The sequence below is a fragment of the Mixta sp. BE291 genome (assembly GCF_031457955.1).
Lineage (GTDB): Bacteria > Pseudomonadota > Gammaproteobacteria > Enterobacterales > Enterobacteriaceae > Mixta.
The window spans coordinates 93,956-108,864 of the sequence record NZ_JAVDXN010000011.1 but is presented as its reverse complement, the minus strand read 5'-3'; the positions used below and the strand labels follow the sequence as shown (position 1 = coordinate 108,864).

Sequence of the window (14,909 nt, the reverse complement as noted above, 5' to 3'; positions counted from 1 at the left end):
GTGTTCTGTACTTATCTGCCTTTATCGGCATGAAGAACATAAACTTGAGCAGAGCGTGATGGTCTGCTCCATGTTAATTTAATCAAGTCCGCTTCTGGCACGAAGCGGACTGACACGCAGGCCTGTATCCGCTATGAGCGAAAAGCGGACGCCCGCATAGCGTGAACAGGCGTCCGATATTTTGAAGTGGGCAGATTACTTAACCCGCTTCCCCGTTTCGTCAATGACCTTCTCGCCATCCTCTTTGGTAAACGCTCTTTTCTGACCTTCCGGTAGAATATCCAACATTATTTCTGAAGGGCGGCAAAGACGAGTGCCAAGCGGCGTAACGACTACCGGCCGATTAATCAGGATCGGATGTTGAAGCATGAAATCAATCAACTGCTCATCACTAAATTTCTCTTCATCAAGACCCAGGTGTTCATAAGGCTCAACATTCTTACGCAGTAATGCACGCACCGTAATTCCCATATCTGAAATAAGTTTAATCAGCTCATCACGGGTCGGTGGCGTATCGAGATAATAAATTATCGTCGGTTCGTTGCCGCTGTTACGGATCATCTCCAACGTGTTGCGAGAAGTGCCGCAGGCAGGGTTGTGATAGATGGTAATGTTGCTCATATCTGTATCTCATTACAAAGTGATGGAGAGCCGCAACGCCAGCGCGGCCAAAGTGACAAACAGCACGGGCAGAGTCATGATAATGCCGGTGCGGAAGTAATATCCCCAAGTAATCGTTATATTTTTCTGGGCAAGCACATGCAGCCAAAGCAGGGTTGCCAGACTGCCAATCGGGGTGATTTTCGGGCCTAAATCGCAGCCAATCACGTTGGCATAGATCATAGCCTCTTTGACGACGCCAGTCGTCGTACTCCCGTCAATCGACAGTGCGCCAATCAGCACCGTCGGCATATTATTCATCACCGACGACAGGAACGCGGTCAGGAAGCCGGTGCCGAACGTTGCTGCCCATAACCCCTTTTCTGCCAGTAGGTTCAGCACGTCAGACAGATACTCAGTGAGCCCTGCATTGCGCAGGCCATAGACCACTAGGTACATGCCCAGCGAAAAAATAACGATCTGCCATGGCGCACCGCGCAGGACTTTTCCGGTGTTGATGGCATGACCTCTTTTCGCCACTATAAACAGTACTGCTGCGCCAGTAGCCGCTATCGCACTGACCGGGATTCCCAGAGGCTCCAGAACAAAGAAACCGACAAGCAGCAATAACAGGACAATCCAGCCAGCCCTGAACGTTGCCGGATCCTTTATCACACTGGCAGGCGCCTTCAGCAGCGAAACGTCATACGTCGCCGGAATGTCCCTGCGGAAGAAGAGATGCAGCATAACCAGAGTGGCCGTAATCGCTGCCAAATCTACGGGGATCATAACGGAGGCATACTGCGTAAAGCCCAGACCGAAAAAGTCCGCCGAGACGATATTCACCAGGTTAGAAACAATGAGCGGCAGGCTGGCCGTATCTGCAATAAATCCTGCGGCCATGATGAAGGCCAATGTCGTGCCCTGGCTGAATCCTAGTGCGAGCAGCATCGCAATTACAATCGGCGTCAGGATCAGCGCGGCGCCGTCATTGGCAAACAACGCAGCAACAGCGGCACCAAGCAAGACTATCCAGGTAAACAAAAGGCGGCCACGTCCGTTACCCCAGCGAGAGACATGCAGTGCGGCCCATTCAAAGAAGCCGGACTCATCGAGCAGCAGGCTGATGATGATGACCGCAATAAATGCCGCTGTCGCGTTCCAGACGATATTCCAGACAACGGGAATATCAGCGATATGGATGACTCCGGTTCCCAGCGCCAGCGCAGCTCCGACACTCGCGCTCCAGCCAATACTCAGGCCTCTGGGTTGCCAGATCACCAGTACCAGCGTCAGTAAAAATATACTCCCTGCTAAAAACATTTTAGACTCCGTTATATATGATTATGTAAATATGTTTCCCCTACTTCAGCAGGAGTTGCAGGCCGATTTTGCCAACCATTCCCGCACATCCTCCCGAAGGCACTGCCAAGACGTCGTGATTGTCTCAGCGGCCCACGCCGGAATATGAGGTGACAGACGATAGTGGATCCATTTGCCTTCCCGACGATCAAGAACAAGCTTAGCCTCGCGCAGGATGGCCATATGGCGTGATATTTTGGGCTGTGATTCGGCGGTAGCTGCACAGATATCGCACACGCACAATTCTCCGGACTCCCGCAGAAGCATGACAATGGCGAGCCGTGTTTCATCCGACAGGATTTTGAAAAGCTGAACAGGTTGTAGCATTTTCCTCTCCGTTACCTTTAGAATATACATATGGTAAATCATATGCATTAACTTTGAAATCATCTGCTCTCTGGAGGAGAAAAATGGAACAATTTCCTGCCCTGAATACTAAATGCTTTGATCAACACATCGCTGAGCGCCTGCACCTGCAGGAGCCACCACGGATTCTGATCCTGTATGGTTCAGTAAGAGAGCGCTCCTACAGCCGCTTTGCCGCAGAGGAAGCAGGTCGCCTGCTGACGGCGATGGGCGCGGAAGTGAAACTCTTTAACCCATCCGGTTTACCCCTGCCGGATGATGCGCCGGACACGCATCCCAAAGTCACCGAGCTGCGCGGTCTGGTCAGATGGTGTGACGGGATGGTGTGGAGTTCTCCGGAACGGCACGGTGCTATGAGCGCAGTTATGAAGGCGCAGATTGACTGGATACCCTTAAGTGAAGGAGCGGTTCGTCCTTCGCAGGGCAAAACACTTGCGGTAATGCAGGTCTGCGGCGGTTCACAGTCCTTCAATGCCGTGAACCAGATGCGTATTCTTGGTCGCTGGATGCGGATGTTTACAATCCCCAACCAGTCCTCTGTAGCCAAGGCATGGCAAGAGTTCGACGAAAACGGACGAATGAAACCTTCTTCATGGTATGACCGCATCGTCGATGTAGCCGAGGAGCTGTTTAAAATCACGCTGCTGCTTAAGGGACAAACCGGTTATCTTGCAGATCGTTACAGCGAGCGAAAAGAGAGCCATCAGGAGCTTTCATCCCGTGTCAATCAGGACAAAATATAACGTATATTCTTCGTGAATCCATACTGCATGAGCTTAACAACGTCCGCTATTGGTAAAAAGCGGACATTATCCACTGCAGCGTTCTTTCTGCCGTCAGTTCAACCTGTCTTCCAGCACCAGACTCGGTACCCTCTCAAACTCCCGCACATTATTCGTCACCAGGATGGCGCCGGTCGCAATGGCGTGCCCGGCAATGGCCGTGTCGTTCGGGTCGTTCGGGGTTCCGGCCGCGGCCAATGCCGCCTTCATCTCCATGGTTGTATTGAAAGCTGCACTGTCCCGGGCAGACCTGCCCTGAGTCAGGAAACATGATCTTCATCAGTTTTTTTCCATGTATGTAATATGGAAATAGTTTACCTCTAACCGGAACGGTGTTTATAATCAGTAGTCGTCACCTCGGGTGTTCCCTCTCTGCGCTTTTTACCGCCTGTAAATGGTTACAGGGACTTCCGGCAGTAGCCGGACTGTAAAAGGAAAACCCGCCATGAAACCGAAAATTGTACCCGTAATACGGTATACACGTTTTCGTTTCGGGCGCGTAGAACATGTGCGTAAGCACATGCGCTCGCTCCCGACGCGTTAAGTGAACGGTACCCGCAGGTGACGATACTTATCGTTTAGTCTCCCACTTCCTGTAGCTCTTTTGATTCCCCCATCATGGCAAGATAGTGATCATCATCATCAGTATGAATAAACACTTTCCTGAACATTTTCAGATAGCGCTCTTTATCAATGACACCGGTAGAAAAGATATTTCTGCCATCTGAATGAGAATGCCGGTTGATTGCCCGGTAAAATGAATCATATTCTCCGGCATCACTGTGTTCGCTTGCCAGAGACTCAAGGGCTTCTTTCAGTTTTTCATTTTTGCAGGCAAAGCTGAAATAATACTCAAGAATATTTCTCATCGTATTAAACAGCACAACAGGCTGGGTTTTCTCGTCCCTGACATCTTTCAGGGTCTGCCATAACGCCTGATATTCATTGAGCATTTCGTGCATGGAAAGCGTTTCGCATGAACTGAAGTCAGATTTAATGATTCGAAGCAGAGACCAGTTTACTGGCGTTTCCCGCTTATCCTGCAGGCGACCACTGTTTAGCAGTATTTCCTGGAAGAAAAACATATTATGAGTAAGTATGATGACATGTCTGGCCGCTTCTGCTTTGATGATTTTTCGTTTAATGAGTGCAGCGACTTCATAGATATAGTTATGTGACAGGCTGGAAATAGGATCATCAATGACAATGAGTTTATTTTCAGGATTAATTGTATCGGGTGTGAGGCTACCAGAGCATGATTCAATAAAATAGAGGAAAGACACAATGGTTTTCTCCCCTTCACTGAGAGATTTGAATACTTCCGCTTTATCAGGTTCGCTCCCACGCTGCAGACGATACAGTTTCATTTCGGCATCATGGCAGATTATTTCAAAACCGGTGATCCCCAGCAGCCTGAGATTAGCATTGATAACATTTATGGTTGGCTGTATGTCAGAAAGCTGGCCTGTCAGCGCGTTCGTTTCTTCATCCAGCTGCTGCTTACTGGCTGCGAGGGTTTGCGCTTCACTCAATCTGATCTCAACGTCATTCTGAAGCTCACCAAGCTGCCTGTCGCGTTCGGTAAAGAACTCATCACAGAGCCTCCTGAGGTGCGCCATGACGTCTGCATAAAGCTTCTGCTTTTCCTGACTGTAATTCTCAGCCAGCCGGTTGTTTTCCCGTACCCGGGTATTAAATGTGTCTACTTCATACTCGAGTAATGAAAGAGGATCCTGAATATTCTCAGGTTTTACTACCAGTGAAGGTTCTTTTATTTTATTAAGGAGTTGCTGCAGCAAGAGCTGAAAGCCTTTATTTACGGATTTCACCAAAGTAAGGATCTGACTCCCCTCATCGACGTAAAAATGGGTCGCAACACGGCGTTCAAATTCATTCAGGCTATCACAGTCCTGAGAGAGTCGTTCTGCTGCCTGGCGCAGTGATCCGAGGGACGTCTGATATGTCTCATCAAACATCTCACAGAGCTCTTGCGAAAATTTTATGACATCAAAGGACTGCTGACAGAACGGGCAAAAATCGTCGTGGATAAAATGCTGCCCCTGGCGCACCCAGTCGGCATTGCCAATGTTCTGAATAAATGTCGAGAATTGCGTACTGCTTGCAGGCATGACGGGTACCTGCATGAGTTTTATTATCTTTTCCGTCAGTACAAAGGTCGGGGGAATGTTAATTTCATCGACAAGTGTACCTTCACTTTGGCTAAGCGCCTGCCATCTTCCGGCCAGATCTTCAGTAGTGGTATGCGCGCCGGCAGGTAATGTTGCAATCATACGTTCGTAGAACGTTCTTTGTATTCTGGCGCCATTCAGAAAATCGCTGAGGCTTTTTCTGTCATTAACTGTCCTGTTAAAAATATCCTTGGCACAGTGCTCGATGACAGTCTCTTTCATCCCGTTCTTTTCCGCAATCTCCTGATTAAGTTTTTCAATGCGGGCAGTCAGCTTTGCTCTTTCTTTGTTAATACTGTTGATTTTATCCTGACTTTCTTCATTAGCTTCGCTGAGCGTAAAGATCCCGGGCTGATAATCTGAACGGGCGAATTTGCTGTCGATGTATTCCTGATTAAAGACCTGGAAATGACTGACATGTGGGCTTTCAAATGTGCAGTGCCGGTACCTGTCGGCCTGACGATCATAGAAATAACCTGATACAGTGGATTTTCCCGACCCGTTCTGGCCATAGATAAGCGTCACCTTGTTGCTGAGATCAAAGCTGATATCTCTGTCGGGAGCGTAGCTTCTTACCCCCCTGATTTTAAGTTGTGCCATTATTATTCTCCTTATCCCTGAATTATCTGAGCCTTCCCATCGTAGCGCACTTCGCTTTCAGGTTAACCCTGCTTGGTAAGATTTTTCTGATTTTCGCTCACAAGTCGAAAAATGACACGACGGGAATTGATGCCCCACCGGTTTACCCTTTCCGGTCATTTTTGCGTTTTTAGCAATAAAAATTAATTCCTTTAACTAAATAGTTATTATTGCTGTATTTGAAACAATCATCCTTAATTGATGAACAAAATGCCCTAGAGCTTTTCTACTTTCACGCAGATCCGAAAAAAGGTAATGTCGGGTCAGGACTGAGTGATGGTGTTGAAGAGTGAAAGAGATACGGCAGAAAGGAGTTCAAGGTAGAAGGCAGATGGGAACGGAAGGTCCGCTTTGAGCGAAAAGCGGACGCTGACAGTTTTTGTAAAAAGCCGGTTTGCGTTTTATTGCATTAGTCCAGGGAAGAAAAATATTGCGTCGGTGACTTCCCCAGCGCTTTTCTGAACATGGTTATAAATGCACTGACCGAATCATAACCCAGCATACCGGCTACGCGCTGCACAGACAGCCCTTCAGCCAGATGGCTCAGGGCAATCATTAAATGCAGTTGCTGACGCCAGCGACCAAAGCTCAGTCCTGTGGCATTTTTTATCAGTCTGGCCAGTGAGCGCTCGCTGGTTGCCAGGTGTACAGCCCACTCTTTTAACGTCCTCCGGTCATCAGGATCCTTAAAAAGTCTCTCGGCCATAGCCCGGATTTTAGGATGGCCGGATACCGGCAGGTGGAGCGCTTTAACCGGCACGTCCGGTATATGTTCCAGCAGCACCGCTGCCAGCCTCGCGGTTTTACTGTCAGGCGAATAAGCATGTTCCTGCTCTGCCAGAAACAGAACAAGCTCGCGGACCAGAGGACTAATCGCCAGGGTGCAGCAGGTTTCCGGCATTGCTGCCGCGCCGGGCTCGATAAATAAAAAGCAGGTCTCTGCATTCTTTGTGACACGGCAGCTGTGAGGGACTTCTCCCGGAACCCAGACAGCATGTCCCGGTGGGACAAGCCACAGCGCATCCTGAACCTCACAGCTCACTGCACCGCGCAAAGAGAGAATAAGCTGGCCTTTACGATGGGCGTGCGGACTTTGCCCGGCATACTCGCCAGACGAAGATACATGCAGGGCGATAGCAGCCTGACTGAATGCATCGGCTGTAAATTCTTCCGGCGAGGTCACCGGTTTCTTATAAGCTGGCATGATTTAGTTATATGTTGTCAGGTTATCTGTATTCTGTAACTCATGCGTACTTTAAAGTCTTTCTTTTTTTCAGAGAAAGCACAGTTTATGTCCCACACTACGAACAAGTGGTCTTCAGTCATACTTGTGACCGGCATCCTCTTTATCGCTATTAACCTGCGTGTTCCGTTTACCGCTGTTGCGCCCGTTTTAGAGTCCATCCGCCATGATTATGGGCTAAGTATTACTGCCGTTGGGTTGCTTAACTCACTGCCTTTACTGGCCTTTGCCGCCTTTTCACCCCTGAGCGCCTCCATCTCCAGGAAGTACGGTCTGGAACGCACCCTTTTTGGTGCACTGGCCGTGATTTCAGCGGGCATTCTGCTTCGCTCCACAGGTAGTGTCTGGACGCTTTATGTCGGGACAGTATTTATAGGTATAGGGATTGCCCTTGGTAATGTCCTGCTACCTGGCCTGATCAAACGTGACTTTTCCGGCAACGTGGCTTCCGTGACGGGGGCATATTCCATCACCATGGGCGCGGCTGGTGCTATTGGTTCAGCCCTTGTCATTCCTCTGACGCAGAGCTGGGGCTGGAACATCGCGTTAGCCATGCTGGTGATTGCGCCTCTGCTGGCGCTGCTTTTATGGTTGCCCCAGTTGAAGGAGAAGCATCAGCTCCCAGCAGTGGGGGAGAAAAAAGCGGCGACCGTCGCGGTCTGGCGCTCGCCTCTGGCCTGGCAGGTCACCCTTTTTATGGGCCTGAATGCAATGCCGTTTTATGTTGCAGTCGGCTGGCTGCCAGCCGTTCTTACGGACAGTGGACTCTCCTCAGCTCAGGCTGGTGAGGTACACGGGATCCTTCAGCTGACCACCGCCATTCCCGGCCTGATTCTGGCCGCGACGCTGCGTCGTCTTAACGATCAGAAATTAGCTGCTGCTGGCGTCAGCCTGTTAACCGCGGTGTCCTTTATCGGCATCCTGTATTTGCCGAATCTAGCGATGCTGTGGGCGGCGCTTCTCGGCTTCGGCTCGGGCGCCAGCATGATGCTTGGTCTGACCTTCATCGGACTGCGTACCAAAAACGCCGGTGATGCTGCCGCGCTGTCAGGCATGGCACAGAGTGTAGGTTATCTGATGGCGGCAATGGGGCCACTGTTGCTGGGTAAAGTACAGGAGCTGTCCGGAGGCTGGACGGTGCCGTTACTGCTGACCGCAGCAATCGCGGTCGCAGGTGCCTGCACCGGAATGGCTGCCGGACAAAATGCGCACCTGGAACCTGCGCAGCAGTCGGGCTGAAATTGCTGACACAGCAGGGAGACAATAGGTTCCTCTGCTGTGGGTTCTGTTAACTATCGTTCTGAAGCATCTTCCTGCTCTCAGGACCCTCTTTCATCGGGAAGACCGTGTCTTACCTGCGCCATCGTTAAAAAGCCCGGCGACCCAGCCAGCAAAAGCACGCACGGCAGGAGAAAGAAAACGCTGATGCGGATAGAGCATCGTCACCGGCACTGAAGGTGGCTGCCAGTCCGCCAGGACCTCGACCAGTTTGCCTTGCTGCAGGTCCTCCGAAATCACATTCTCAGCAAGCTGCGCCAGCCCAAAGCCCTCCAGACACAGTCTGATATAGAGTCCCGTTTCGTTAACGGCCGCATCGCCCCCGACCGGAACGGAGAACGCCTCCGTGCCTCGTGTAAAGCGCAGTTCATTGGTGCGTCTTCCCGAACCGGAAAAGTAATGAATCGCCCGATGCAGTGACAATGCTTCCGGCGTCTCAGGAATACCGTATTCCCTGAGATAGTCCGGCGAGGCGCAGGTCACCCAGCGAAACCGGCCAAGCGGACGCGCAACCAGCGTGGAGTCGGTTAACTCCCCGGTTCTGATAACGCAATCCACTCCTTCCTGAACAAGATCGACCTGCCGGTCGCTGACCCCAATCATCAGATAAATTTCCGGATAGAGCCGGTAAAAATCTTTCAGGCGGGGCATAACGATAAAATGGGCAATACCTCCGGGCATATCAACACGCAGCCGCCCCCGGGGGCGCCGTACGGAGTCGGTCAGGCTGGATTCACTGTGTTCAATCAGCGACAGGATCTCCCGGCACTGCGCCAGATACTGAAGGCCTTCAGGCGTGAGGCTGACCCGCCTTGTCGTCCGGTTAAGCAGGCGCACCTGCAGATATTTTTCCAGATTTTTAATCGTACTGGTGACGGTGGATGAGGGCAGTGAAAGTGTTTCTGCCGCGCGCACAAAACTTCCGGCTTCAGCAACCCGCATGAAAACCTGCATAGCCTGAATCCTGTCCATGGTTCTGTCCCGCAATAAATGTAAGTCTGATTATTCGCGAATTATGAATTATGAAAACGTTTTAAGCATCTTTTTCAGGTTAATGGTGTGGCGTATCGTTTTATTATTAATCAGGAAAGAGGCAGTTTTAATGACCAGTTACAGCAGAAATATTGTTAACAATCAGAACATCACGTCACAGGTTACGCTGATCCGTGGCGCGACGATACTGAGCATGGACGATAACGTCGGTAACATTGAACGCGGTGATATTCTCATCAACGGCTCAACGATCTCCGCTGTAGGACAGAACCTTGACGCACCGGGTGCACAGGTGATTGATGCCACCAACATGATTGCCATGCCGGGAATGGTCGATTCTCATCGTCATGCATGGGAAGGACAGCTGCGCCGCATTAACCCGAACGCCACCTGTCTGGATGACTACAGCAATGCCACGCACTTCTCGTTCGCTAAATATTATCGTCCTGCCGATATCTATGTCGGCAACCTGCTGACAGCGCTGGGCGCTATTGACGCGGGCATCACCACGATGATTGATAATTCGCATAACAGCCGAACCTCAGCGCATTCCGATGCCGCCGTCGAGGCCCTGCTTGATAGCGGTATTCGTGCCATTCATGCTTCCGGCGCACCGGTAGCCGGCGAATGGGATAAAGCGCACTGGCCGGGAAACTGGCAGCGCCTGCAGGAGAAGTATTTCACCAACAACCCTGAAAGCCTGGTTTCCCTCGCCGTCATGGCGCAGCTGGAGCCAGCATTGTGGGCCGAGGCACGCAGGCTGGGACTGCCGATTGTCACTGAGTTCTTTGGGGCTGAAATGGGGTCTGAACTTGAGTCGCTGCATCAGCAGAGGCTGCTGGGTCCGGACAATATTTTCAATCACTGCACGGCGCTGCCTGACCGTGGATGGGAAATTCTGCGGGAAGCAGGTGTCCGGGTGAACGTCTGTCCACGCTCAGATTCGCACTATGGCATCGAAAGCGGGATGTTCGCCATTGAGGCCGCGCAGCGTCATGGCATCAGTCCTGGCCTGAGCGTAGACAATGAAACGTCGTACAGCACCGATATGTTTATGGAGATGCGCGTCGCCTTTTACCTGCAGCGGGTGATGGGCATGCATCAGCAGCAATGCTGCGATTCTGAACATGCGCTGAAAACGCTTCCGGCGGCGCAACTCCTTAAAGCCGCGACTCTTGATGGCGCTGCCTGTGCAGGATTACAGGACAAAGTGGGCAGCCTGACACCAGGTAAGCAGGCTGACCTGGTGCTGATTAACGCCAGCGATCTCAATCTTTACCCGTCCGGCAATGCCGTTGGTACGGTGGTACATGCTGCTGAACGCAGCAACATCGATACCGTGATGATCGGCGGGCGCATCGTCAAGCAGAACGGCAAAGTGCTGGGTGTAGACAGCGAGTGCCTGCGTGCCGCCATTGATGAATCACGCGAGCACCTTTTTACGGCAGCAGGGTATGAACCAGATATCTTTGCGGAAAAATTCCTGCCGCTTATTCAGGCAAACTGACAGGGACGAACAGCATGAGCGCGATTTATTACGTGATAGCTTTTGCCGCAGGTCTGGGGATCACTCTGCAGACGACTCTGAACAGCCAGCTGGCACGAGGTCTGGGCGGCGACCCGGTCACTGCGGCGTTGTTTTCCTTTACGGTGGGCGCGTTCAGTCTGGGTATTTTCGCGCTGCTGAGAGGGGGGCTGATGACATCGTTAGCGGCGATCCCGTCGCAGCCTCCCTGGAGTCTGGCGGGCGGTCTGATTGGCGCATGTGCTCTGTTCAGCTATGTCGTGCTTGCGCCGAAAATCGGGTTTTCAGCCCTACTCGGGCTGGCAATTGTCGGACAGTTACTTTCCTCGCAGATGATTGACCATTTTGGCTTGCTGGGGGCTGTGCGTCGGCCGGTTTCGTTACTCAGGCTGGGGGGATTATTTGTCATGCTGGTCGGACTCGCCGTCATGCTTTTCGGCGACCGGCTCTCAGCACGTTTTCTGCAGTAACTGCGTTACCCACCCCTGCCGACGGGCAGTAAAACCTTTGATAATCCGGAGGATTAACATGTTATCAATCGCAGCAGATGTCAGGAATACGCTGGGAGAGTGCCCGCTGTGGTGTGAAAGAACCCGCAGGCTCTACTGGACTGACATCGAAGCCAGTGAACTGCTCGCACTGGAAGAAGGCACTGGCGCTGTGATGCGCTGGTCGCTGCCTGAACGTCTCGGCTCTTTTGCCCTGACTGAACAAAGCAACGTTCTGCTAATGGGATTTGCGTCCAGGCTGGCTTTCTATGATCTCAACCGCGCGTTGCTTACCCCGGTGGCCCATTCACCGGGAGACACCGGCACCCGCATAGGTGATGGACGGTGTGACCGTGCCGGTAATTTTGTCTTCGGGACGATGGATGACGGTTATCCCGTTAAAGTCATCGGTAAATTTCACCGGCTCAACGCGGCGACGCTGACCGTCGAGACGCTCGCACTGTCCGACGTCGCTATCCCGAACAGCATCTGTTTCAGCCCCGATGGCGGCACCCTCTATTACTGTGACTCGATGCAGGGTCGGATAATGTGCTGCGATTATCCCTCGCTGCAAAACCAGCGCGTATTCACTAAAGTCGAAGGTGAAGGTGCCCCTGATGGTTCCTGCGTGGATGCCACGGGCTATTTGTGGAATGCTGAATGGGGGGGAAACCGTGTTGTCCGTTACCACCCGGATGGGACCACCGACGCTATTCTGACGTCACCTGGAATCCAGAGCACCTGCCCGACACTTGGCGGTGAGGGGTTTACCCTTCTCTATTGCACCACGGCTTCTGTGGGACTCACTGCGCTGTCTGAATATGACGGTGCACTGCTAAAAGCTAAATCTGATGTCAGCCCCGGATTACCTGAGAACCGCTTTGCAGCACACACTGTTTAACGGTTTTGATACTGGCAGAACGTTGCCAGTTCAGACATCAAAGAAAATGTCCGCTTCTGGCACAAAGCGGTCCGTTTTACCCTACGGGTTTAAGGGACAACCTTTTAAGAGCCTGTTCAATTTTCTCTGCGTCCTGTTCAACGATGGCTCCCTCATCGGGTGTGGGCGGAACTTCTTCAAGGTAACGTCTGACAGAGGCTTTGCTTTCCAGTACCAGTCCGCGTGCGCTCTGTTTGAGCAGGTTAAAATCGCAACCAATGCAGGCCATCCGATGCTGACAGCTACTCCAGAATGGGTTCGTGCAGTATGAGTCCCCCAGATCATAGTACGTCGCGGGTCCGGTCAGACTGGCGGCTTCCGGATCGTGGTCAATCAGCACGCTTATCATGTGAACCACTCTGTCTGCTTTTACGAACGAGGCGGCCAGCTGAGTCGGACGTATACGAATATAATGCATGGTTGACTGTAGGGACGAGTGGCCGGACCACTGCATCAACTCATATAAAGACATGCCCTGAGGAACACTGGCCAGTGCTATAACATTCTTGAAGAGAGGTGCGCCCATTTTTATGGCCATACGTTTGGCTTCAGCTGAGCGGGCAATGATGCAGCCGTCATTGTTTGACACAACGCAAACCGGTTTTCCGCGCAGATCGGGCCGAAACACCGTTTCGCAGGACGCATAAAAGTTATTGGCGTCAGCAAGTGCAAACATATTTTCTCTCCGGCTCAATTTCGAGTATTTCAGCTTATACGCACCACAGTTTAACTGAGGATGTGTTTCGTTCACTGAGTGGATGCGTGAAGCCCAGCCCTGCGATATTGGTAAGCGCATAGGCCACAACACCCCATACAGGCAATTCCTGACTTTCATTGAGCAGGGTAATGGTTTCATCACCCCTAAGCTCTTGGAGAGCCGGAACGGGGTTTATAAGCAGTCTGCGAAGTACAAGCTCGCCATCAACCTCTGCCACAATAATATGCCTGTGCTGAGGTGTAAGCGCGTGATCGATAGCAAGAACTGAGCCTTTCATGATCCCAGCCTCGGGGTATTACTGTCGCTACGTACAAGAAACGTTGAATAAGGTAACAGCGTGACCAGATCGCCCAGATTGAGTCGCTGTTCTGCGAAGTTTTGTGCGGGGTCCTGAAATGCCATTTCAGCTCCAGTGTGTAGAAAATTAAGGAGATTAGAGTTTGTTTATCCACATATCCATTGGATAGATCAATTCTTTTAGATCATATAAAGATCAAGTAAAGATCAATAAAGATCACTAACTTTGTAACCCCATGATTCATAAATTAAAAAAGGTACTTTTGGCGGTCACTTTCATAAGAGCAGCGGTCACTTTCATAATAAAAGCGTTTACTTTCATAAGCTGGGCGGTTACTTTCATAACTCTACTGCGGTCACTTTCATAAACTGACTGATGTTTACTCATTGGGTGTGGATAAATGGAAAATAAACTAGAAAACAGCGAGATAGAAAGTCCTTTTTGCATTGTTAAAAAAGAGTCCAACACAAGTTATGAACTGACGCCAAACAGCAATAAGACGGTTCAGCCTGTAGCACTGCTTCGTCTTAGCGTGTTCACGCCTGTCGCCCCAAAAGAGAAGGGTAAACGCGACTTTTTGATCGATGCATCTGAGGAATTATCGAGCCTGGAAGTGGCAAGACAGGAAGGTTATACCGATATAAAAATACAGGGGGCAAAGCTAAGCATGTCCACTGATTTTAAAACATGGATTGGTGTGATCTCCGCCTTTTCAAAATATGGCTACAGCAGCGAGAAAATCACACTGTCGTTCTCTGAGTTCGCAAGGATGTGCGGCCTCAAACCAACGGATATCAACGGAAGAGCCCGTGCGCGCCTGCATGATTCACTCTTTAACCTTTCCAGCGTAACGCTCTCATTTCGTGGTAAAAATACAAAAAAATCGTTGGTCACCCACCTCGTTCAGCGAGCGGTGCTGAACCATGAAACTGACCAGGTTGAAATAGTCGGTGACAGCAGTTTATGGGAGCTTTATCGTTACGATCATAAGGTGTTACTCGGCTTAAAAGCGCTTTCAGAGCTGTCGCGAAAAGAAGCAGCACAGTCGCTTTATGTTTATCTGGAAAGTATGCCTGCAGGTCCCCTCTACATCTCAATGAAGCGCTTTCGTGAGCGCCTGGCTCTTGAATCACAGATTAAGGATCAGAATGCCATAATCAGACGTGCGTTGGCTGATCTGGTAAGGATTGGCTACCTCGACTTTACAGAATACAAAAAAGGCCGGGAAATCATGTTTGTTATTAACAGCCGCTCGCCAAAGCTTCAGGCGATAGGACGAACAGCAAAAAAATAGCGGTCACTTTCATAATGTATCTGCGGAGCGGTTACTTTCATAAGGCAGCTTCCACAAGGTAGGGTGCTTTCATAAATTATGACTCTGCAGGGTGGGGTACTTTCATAACATAGCTCGCTAAAAGTCGTTATGGAGGCAAAGATTTTATGAAAGTAACCACCTTTAAGGTTAGTCTTATGAAAGTAACCGCCATA

The 14,909-nt window shown here is 50.8% G+C and carries 12 protein-coding genes and 4 pseudogenes; 6 read left to right on the top strand and 10 right to left on the bottom strand.

The features are described from left to right. Window positions 1-195 precede the first annotated feature (195 nt). Genes arsC through J2X14_RS19300 form a run of 3 tightly spaced genes read right to left on the bottom strand, consistent with a single transcriptional unit; the run spans window position 196 to window position 2,289 of the window. Window positions 196-621 carry a glutaredoxin-dependent arsenate reductase gene (gene arsC / locus J2X14_RS19310; RefSeq protein WP_352412771.1) on the bottom strand — a complete coding sequence of 142 codons (426 nt, stop codon included), beginning with the start codon at window positions 619-621 and terminating at the stop codon, window positions 196-198. A 12-nt stretch (window positions 622-633) separates the two neighbouring features. Then, the gene (locus tag J2X14_RS19305; protein ID WP_352412770.1) at window positions 634-1,923 is read right to left on the bottom strand and encodes an arsenic transporter; all 1,290 of its coding nucleotides are present in this window, start codon (window positions 1,921-1,923) and stop codon (window positions 634-636) included. Between the two features lie 45 nt (window positions 1,924-1,968). After that, on the bottom strand, window positions 1,969-2,289 hold the full coding sequence (locus J2X14_RS19300) for a transcriptional regulator (protein ID WP_352412769.1): 321 nt from the start codon (window positions 2,287-2,289) through the stop codon (window positions 1,969-1,971). A gap of 83 nt (window positions 2,290-2,372) precedes the next feature. Here J2X14_RS19300 and arsH point away from each other — a divergent pair, with 83 nt between their 5' ends. Continuing rightward, window positions 2,373-3,071, top strand: a complete 699-nt coding sequence (arsH, locus tag J2X14_RS19295; RefSeq protein ID WP_352412768.1) for an arsenical resistance protein ArsH — start codon at window positions 2,373-2,375, stop codon at window positions 3,069-3,071. Window positions 3,072-3,164: 93 nt separating this feature from the next. Here arsH and J2X14_RS19290 read toward each other — a convergent pair. The 3 genes and pseudogenes from J2X14_RS19290 to J2X14_RS19280 all read right to left on the bottom strand — a co-directional run. Next, window positions 3,165-3,350: pseudogene (locus J2X14_RS19290) on the bottom strand (PIN domain-containing protein); the annotation flags it as partial. Window positions 3,351-3,688: 338 nt separating this feature from the next. Continuing rightward, window positions 3,689-5,899, bottom strand: coding sequence for an AAA family ATPase (locus tag J2X14_RS19285; protein ID WP_352412767.1), 2,211 nt, complete (start codon window positions 5,897-5,899; stop codon window positions 3,689-3,691). A gap of 448 nt (window positions 5,900-6,347) precedes the next feature. Beyond that, on the bottom strand, window positions 6,348-7,142 hold the full coding sequence (locus tag J2X14_RS19280; RefSeq protein ID WP_352412766.1) for an AraC family transcriptional regulator: 795 nt from the start codon (window positions 7,140-7,142) through the stop codon (window positions 6,348-6,350). Window positions 7,143-7,229: 87 nt separating this feature from the next. On the opposite strand from J2X14_RS19280, the gene J2X14_RS19275 reads away from it, so the two are divergent. Then, complete coding sequence (locus tag J2X14_RS19275) at window positions 7,230-8,420, top strand: MFS transporter (protein ID WP_352412765.1); 1,191 nt, start codon at window positions 7,230-7,232, stop codon at window positions 8,418-8,420. Between the two features lie 93 nt (window positions 8,421-8,513). On the opposite strand, the gene J2X14_RS19270 is transcribed toward J2X14_RS19275, so the two are convergent. Continuing rightward, complete coding sequence (locus tag J2X14_RS19270; RefSeq protein ID WP_352412764.1) at window positions 8,514-9,431, bottom strand: LysR family transcriptional regulator; 918 nt, start codon at window positions 9,429-9,431, stop codon at window positions 8,514-8,516. Window positions 9,432-9,561: 130 nt separating this feature from the next. Here J2X14_RS19270 and J2X14_RS19265 point away from each other — a divergent pair, with 130 nt between their 5' ends. From J2X14_RS19265 to J2X14_RS19255, 3 genes are read left to right on the top strand one after another with little or no spacing between them, the layout of a single operon-like run. Then, entirely contained in the window at window positions 9,562-10,959 is a 1,398-nt protein-coding gene (locus tag J2X14_RS19265; protein ID WP_352412763.1) for an amidohydrolase family protein, read from the top strand. 14 nt (window positions 10,960-10,973) lie between these two features. Next, window positions 10,974-11,447, top strand: coding sequence for a DMT family transporter (locus J2X14_RS19260; RefSeq protein ID WP_352412762.1), 474 nt, complete (start codon window positions 10,974-10,976; stop codon window positions 11,445-11,447). A 58-nt stretch (window positions 11,448-11,505) separates the two neighbouring features. Further along, a complete protein-coding gene (locus J2X14_RS19255; RefSeq protein WP_352412761.1) occupies window positions 11,506-12,366 on the top strand; it encodes an SMP-30/gluconolactonase/LRE family protein in 861 nt (286 codons plus the stop codon). 76 nt (window positions 12,367-12,442) lie between these two features. Here the strand turns inward: J2X14_RS19255 and J2X14_RS19250 are convergent. The 3 pseudogenes from J2X14_RS19250 to J2X14_RS19240 all read right to left on the bottom strand — a co-directional run. Beyond that, a pseudogene (locus tag J2X14_RS19250) lies at window positions 12,443-12,907 on the bottom strand (tyrosine-type recombinase/integrase); the annotation flags it as partial. 3 nt (window positions 12,908-12,910) lie between these two features. Continuing rightward, a pseudogene (locus J2X14_RS19245) lies at window positions 12,911-13,081 on the bottom strand (Y-family DNA polymerase); the annotation flags it as partial. Between the two features lie 34 nt (window positions 13,082-13,115). Next, a pseudogene (locus tag J2X14_RS19240) lies at window positions 13,116-13,525 on the bottom strand (S24 family peptidase). Window positions 13,526-13,821: 296 nt separating this feature from the next. Between J2X14_RS19240 and J2X14_RS19235 the strand changes: the two are divergent. Next, window positions 13,822-14,715, top strand: coding sequence for a RepB family plasmid replication initiator protein (locus tag J2X14_RS19235; RefSeq protein WP_352412759.1), 894 nt, complete (start codon window positions 13,822-13,824; stop codon window positions 14,713-14,715). The last annotated feature ends 194 nt before the right edge of the window (window positions 14,716-14,909 follow it).

What these genes read in the sequence shown, in the direction of transcription:
- J2X14_RS19270 (WP_352412764.1), bottom strand. Translation starts at nt 9,431, where the DNA reads ATGGACAGGATTCAGGCTATGCAGGTTTTCATGCGGGTTGCTGAAGCC.
- J2X14_RS19305 (WP_352412770.1), bottom strand. Translation starts at nt 1,923, where the DNA reads ATGTTTTTAGCAGGGAGTATATTTTTACTGACGCTGGTACTGGTGATC.
- arsC (WP_352412771.1), bottom strand. Translation starts at nt 621, where the DNA reads ATGAGCAACATTACCATCTATCACAACCCTGCCTGCGGCACTTCTCGC.
- J2X14_RS19265 (WP_352412763.1), top strand. Translation starts at nt 9,562, where the DNA reads ATGACCAGTTACAGCAGAAATATTGTTAACAATCAGAACATCACGTCA.
- J2X14_RS19300 (WP_352412769.1), bottom strand. Translation starts at nt 2,289, where the DNA reads ATGCTACAACCTGTTCAGCTTTTCAAAATCCTGTCGGATGAAACACGG.
- J2X14_RS19285 (WP_352412767.1), bottom strand. Translation starts at nt 5,899, where the DNA reads ATGGCACAACTTAAAATCAGGGGGGTAAGAAGCTACGCTCCCGACAGA.
- arsH (WP_352412768.1), top strand. Translation starts at nt 2,373, where the DNA reads ATGGAACAATTTCCTGCCCTGAATACTAAATGCTTTGATCAACACATC.
- J2X14_RS19275 (WP_352412765.1), top strand. Translation starts at nt 7,230, where the DNA reads ATGTCCCACACTACGAACAAGTGGTCTTCAGTCATACTTGTGACCGGC.
- J2X14_RS19260 (WP_352412762.1), top strand. Translation starts at nt 10,974, where the DNA reads ATGAGCGCGATTTATTACGTGATAGCTTTTGCCGCAGGTCTGGGGATC.
- J2X14_RS19255 (WP_352412761.1), top strand. Translation starts at nt 11,506, where the DNA reads ATGTTATCAATCGCAGCAGATGTCAGGAATACGCTGGGAGAGTGCCCG.
- J2X14_RS19280 (WP_352412766.1), bottom strand. Translation starts at nt 7,142, where the DNA reads ATGCCAGCTTATAAGAAACCGGTGACCTCGCCGGAAGAATTTACAGCC.
- J2X14_RS19235 (WP_352412759.1), top strand. Translation starts at nt 13,822, where the DNA reads ATGGAAAATAAACTAGAAAACAGCGAGATAGAAAGTCCTTTTTGCATT.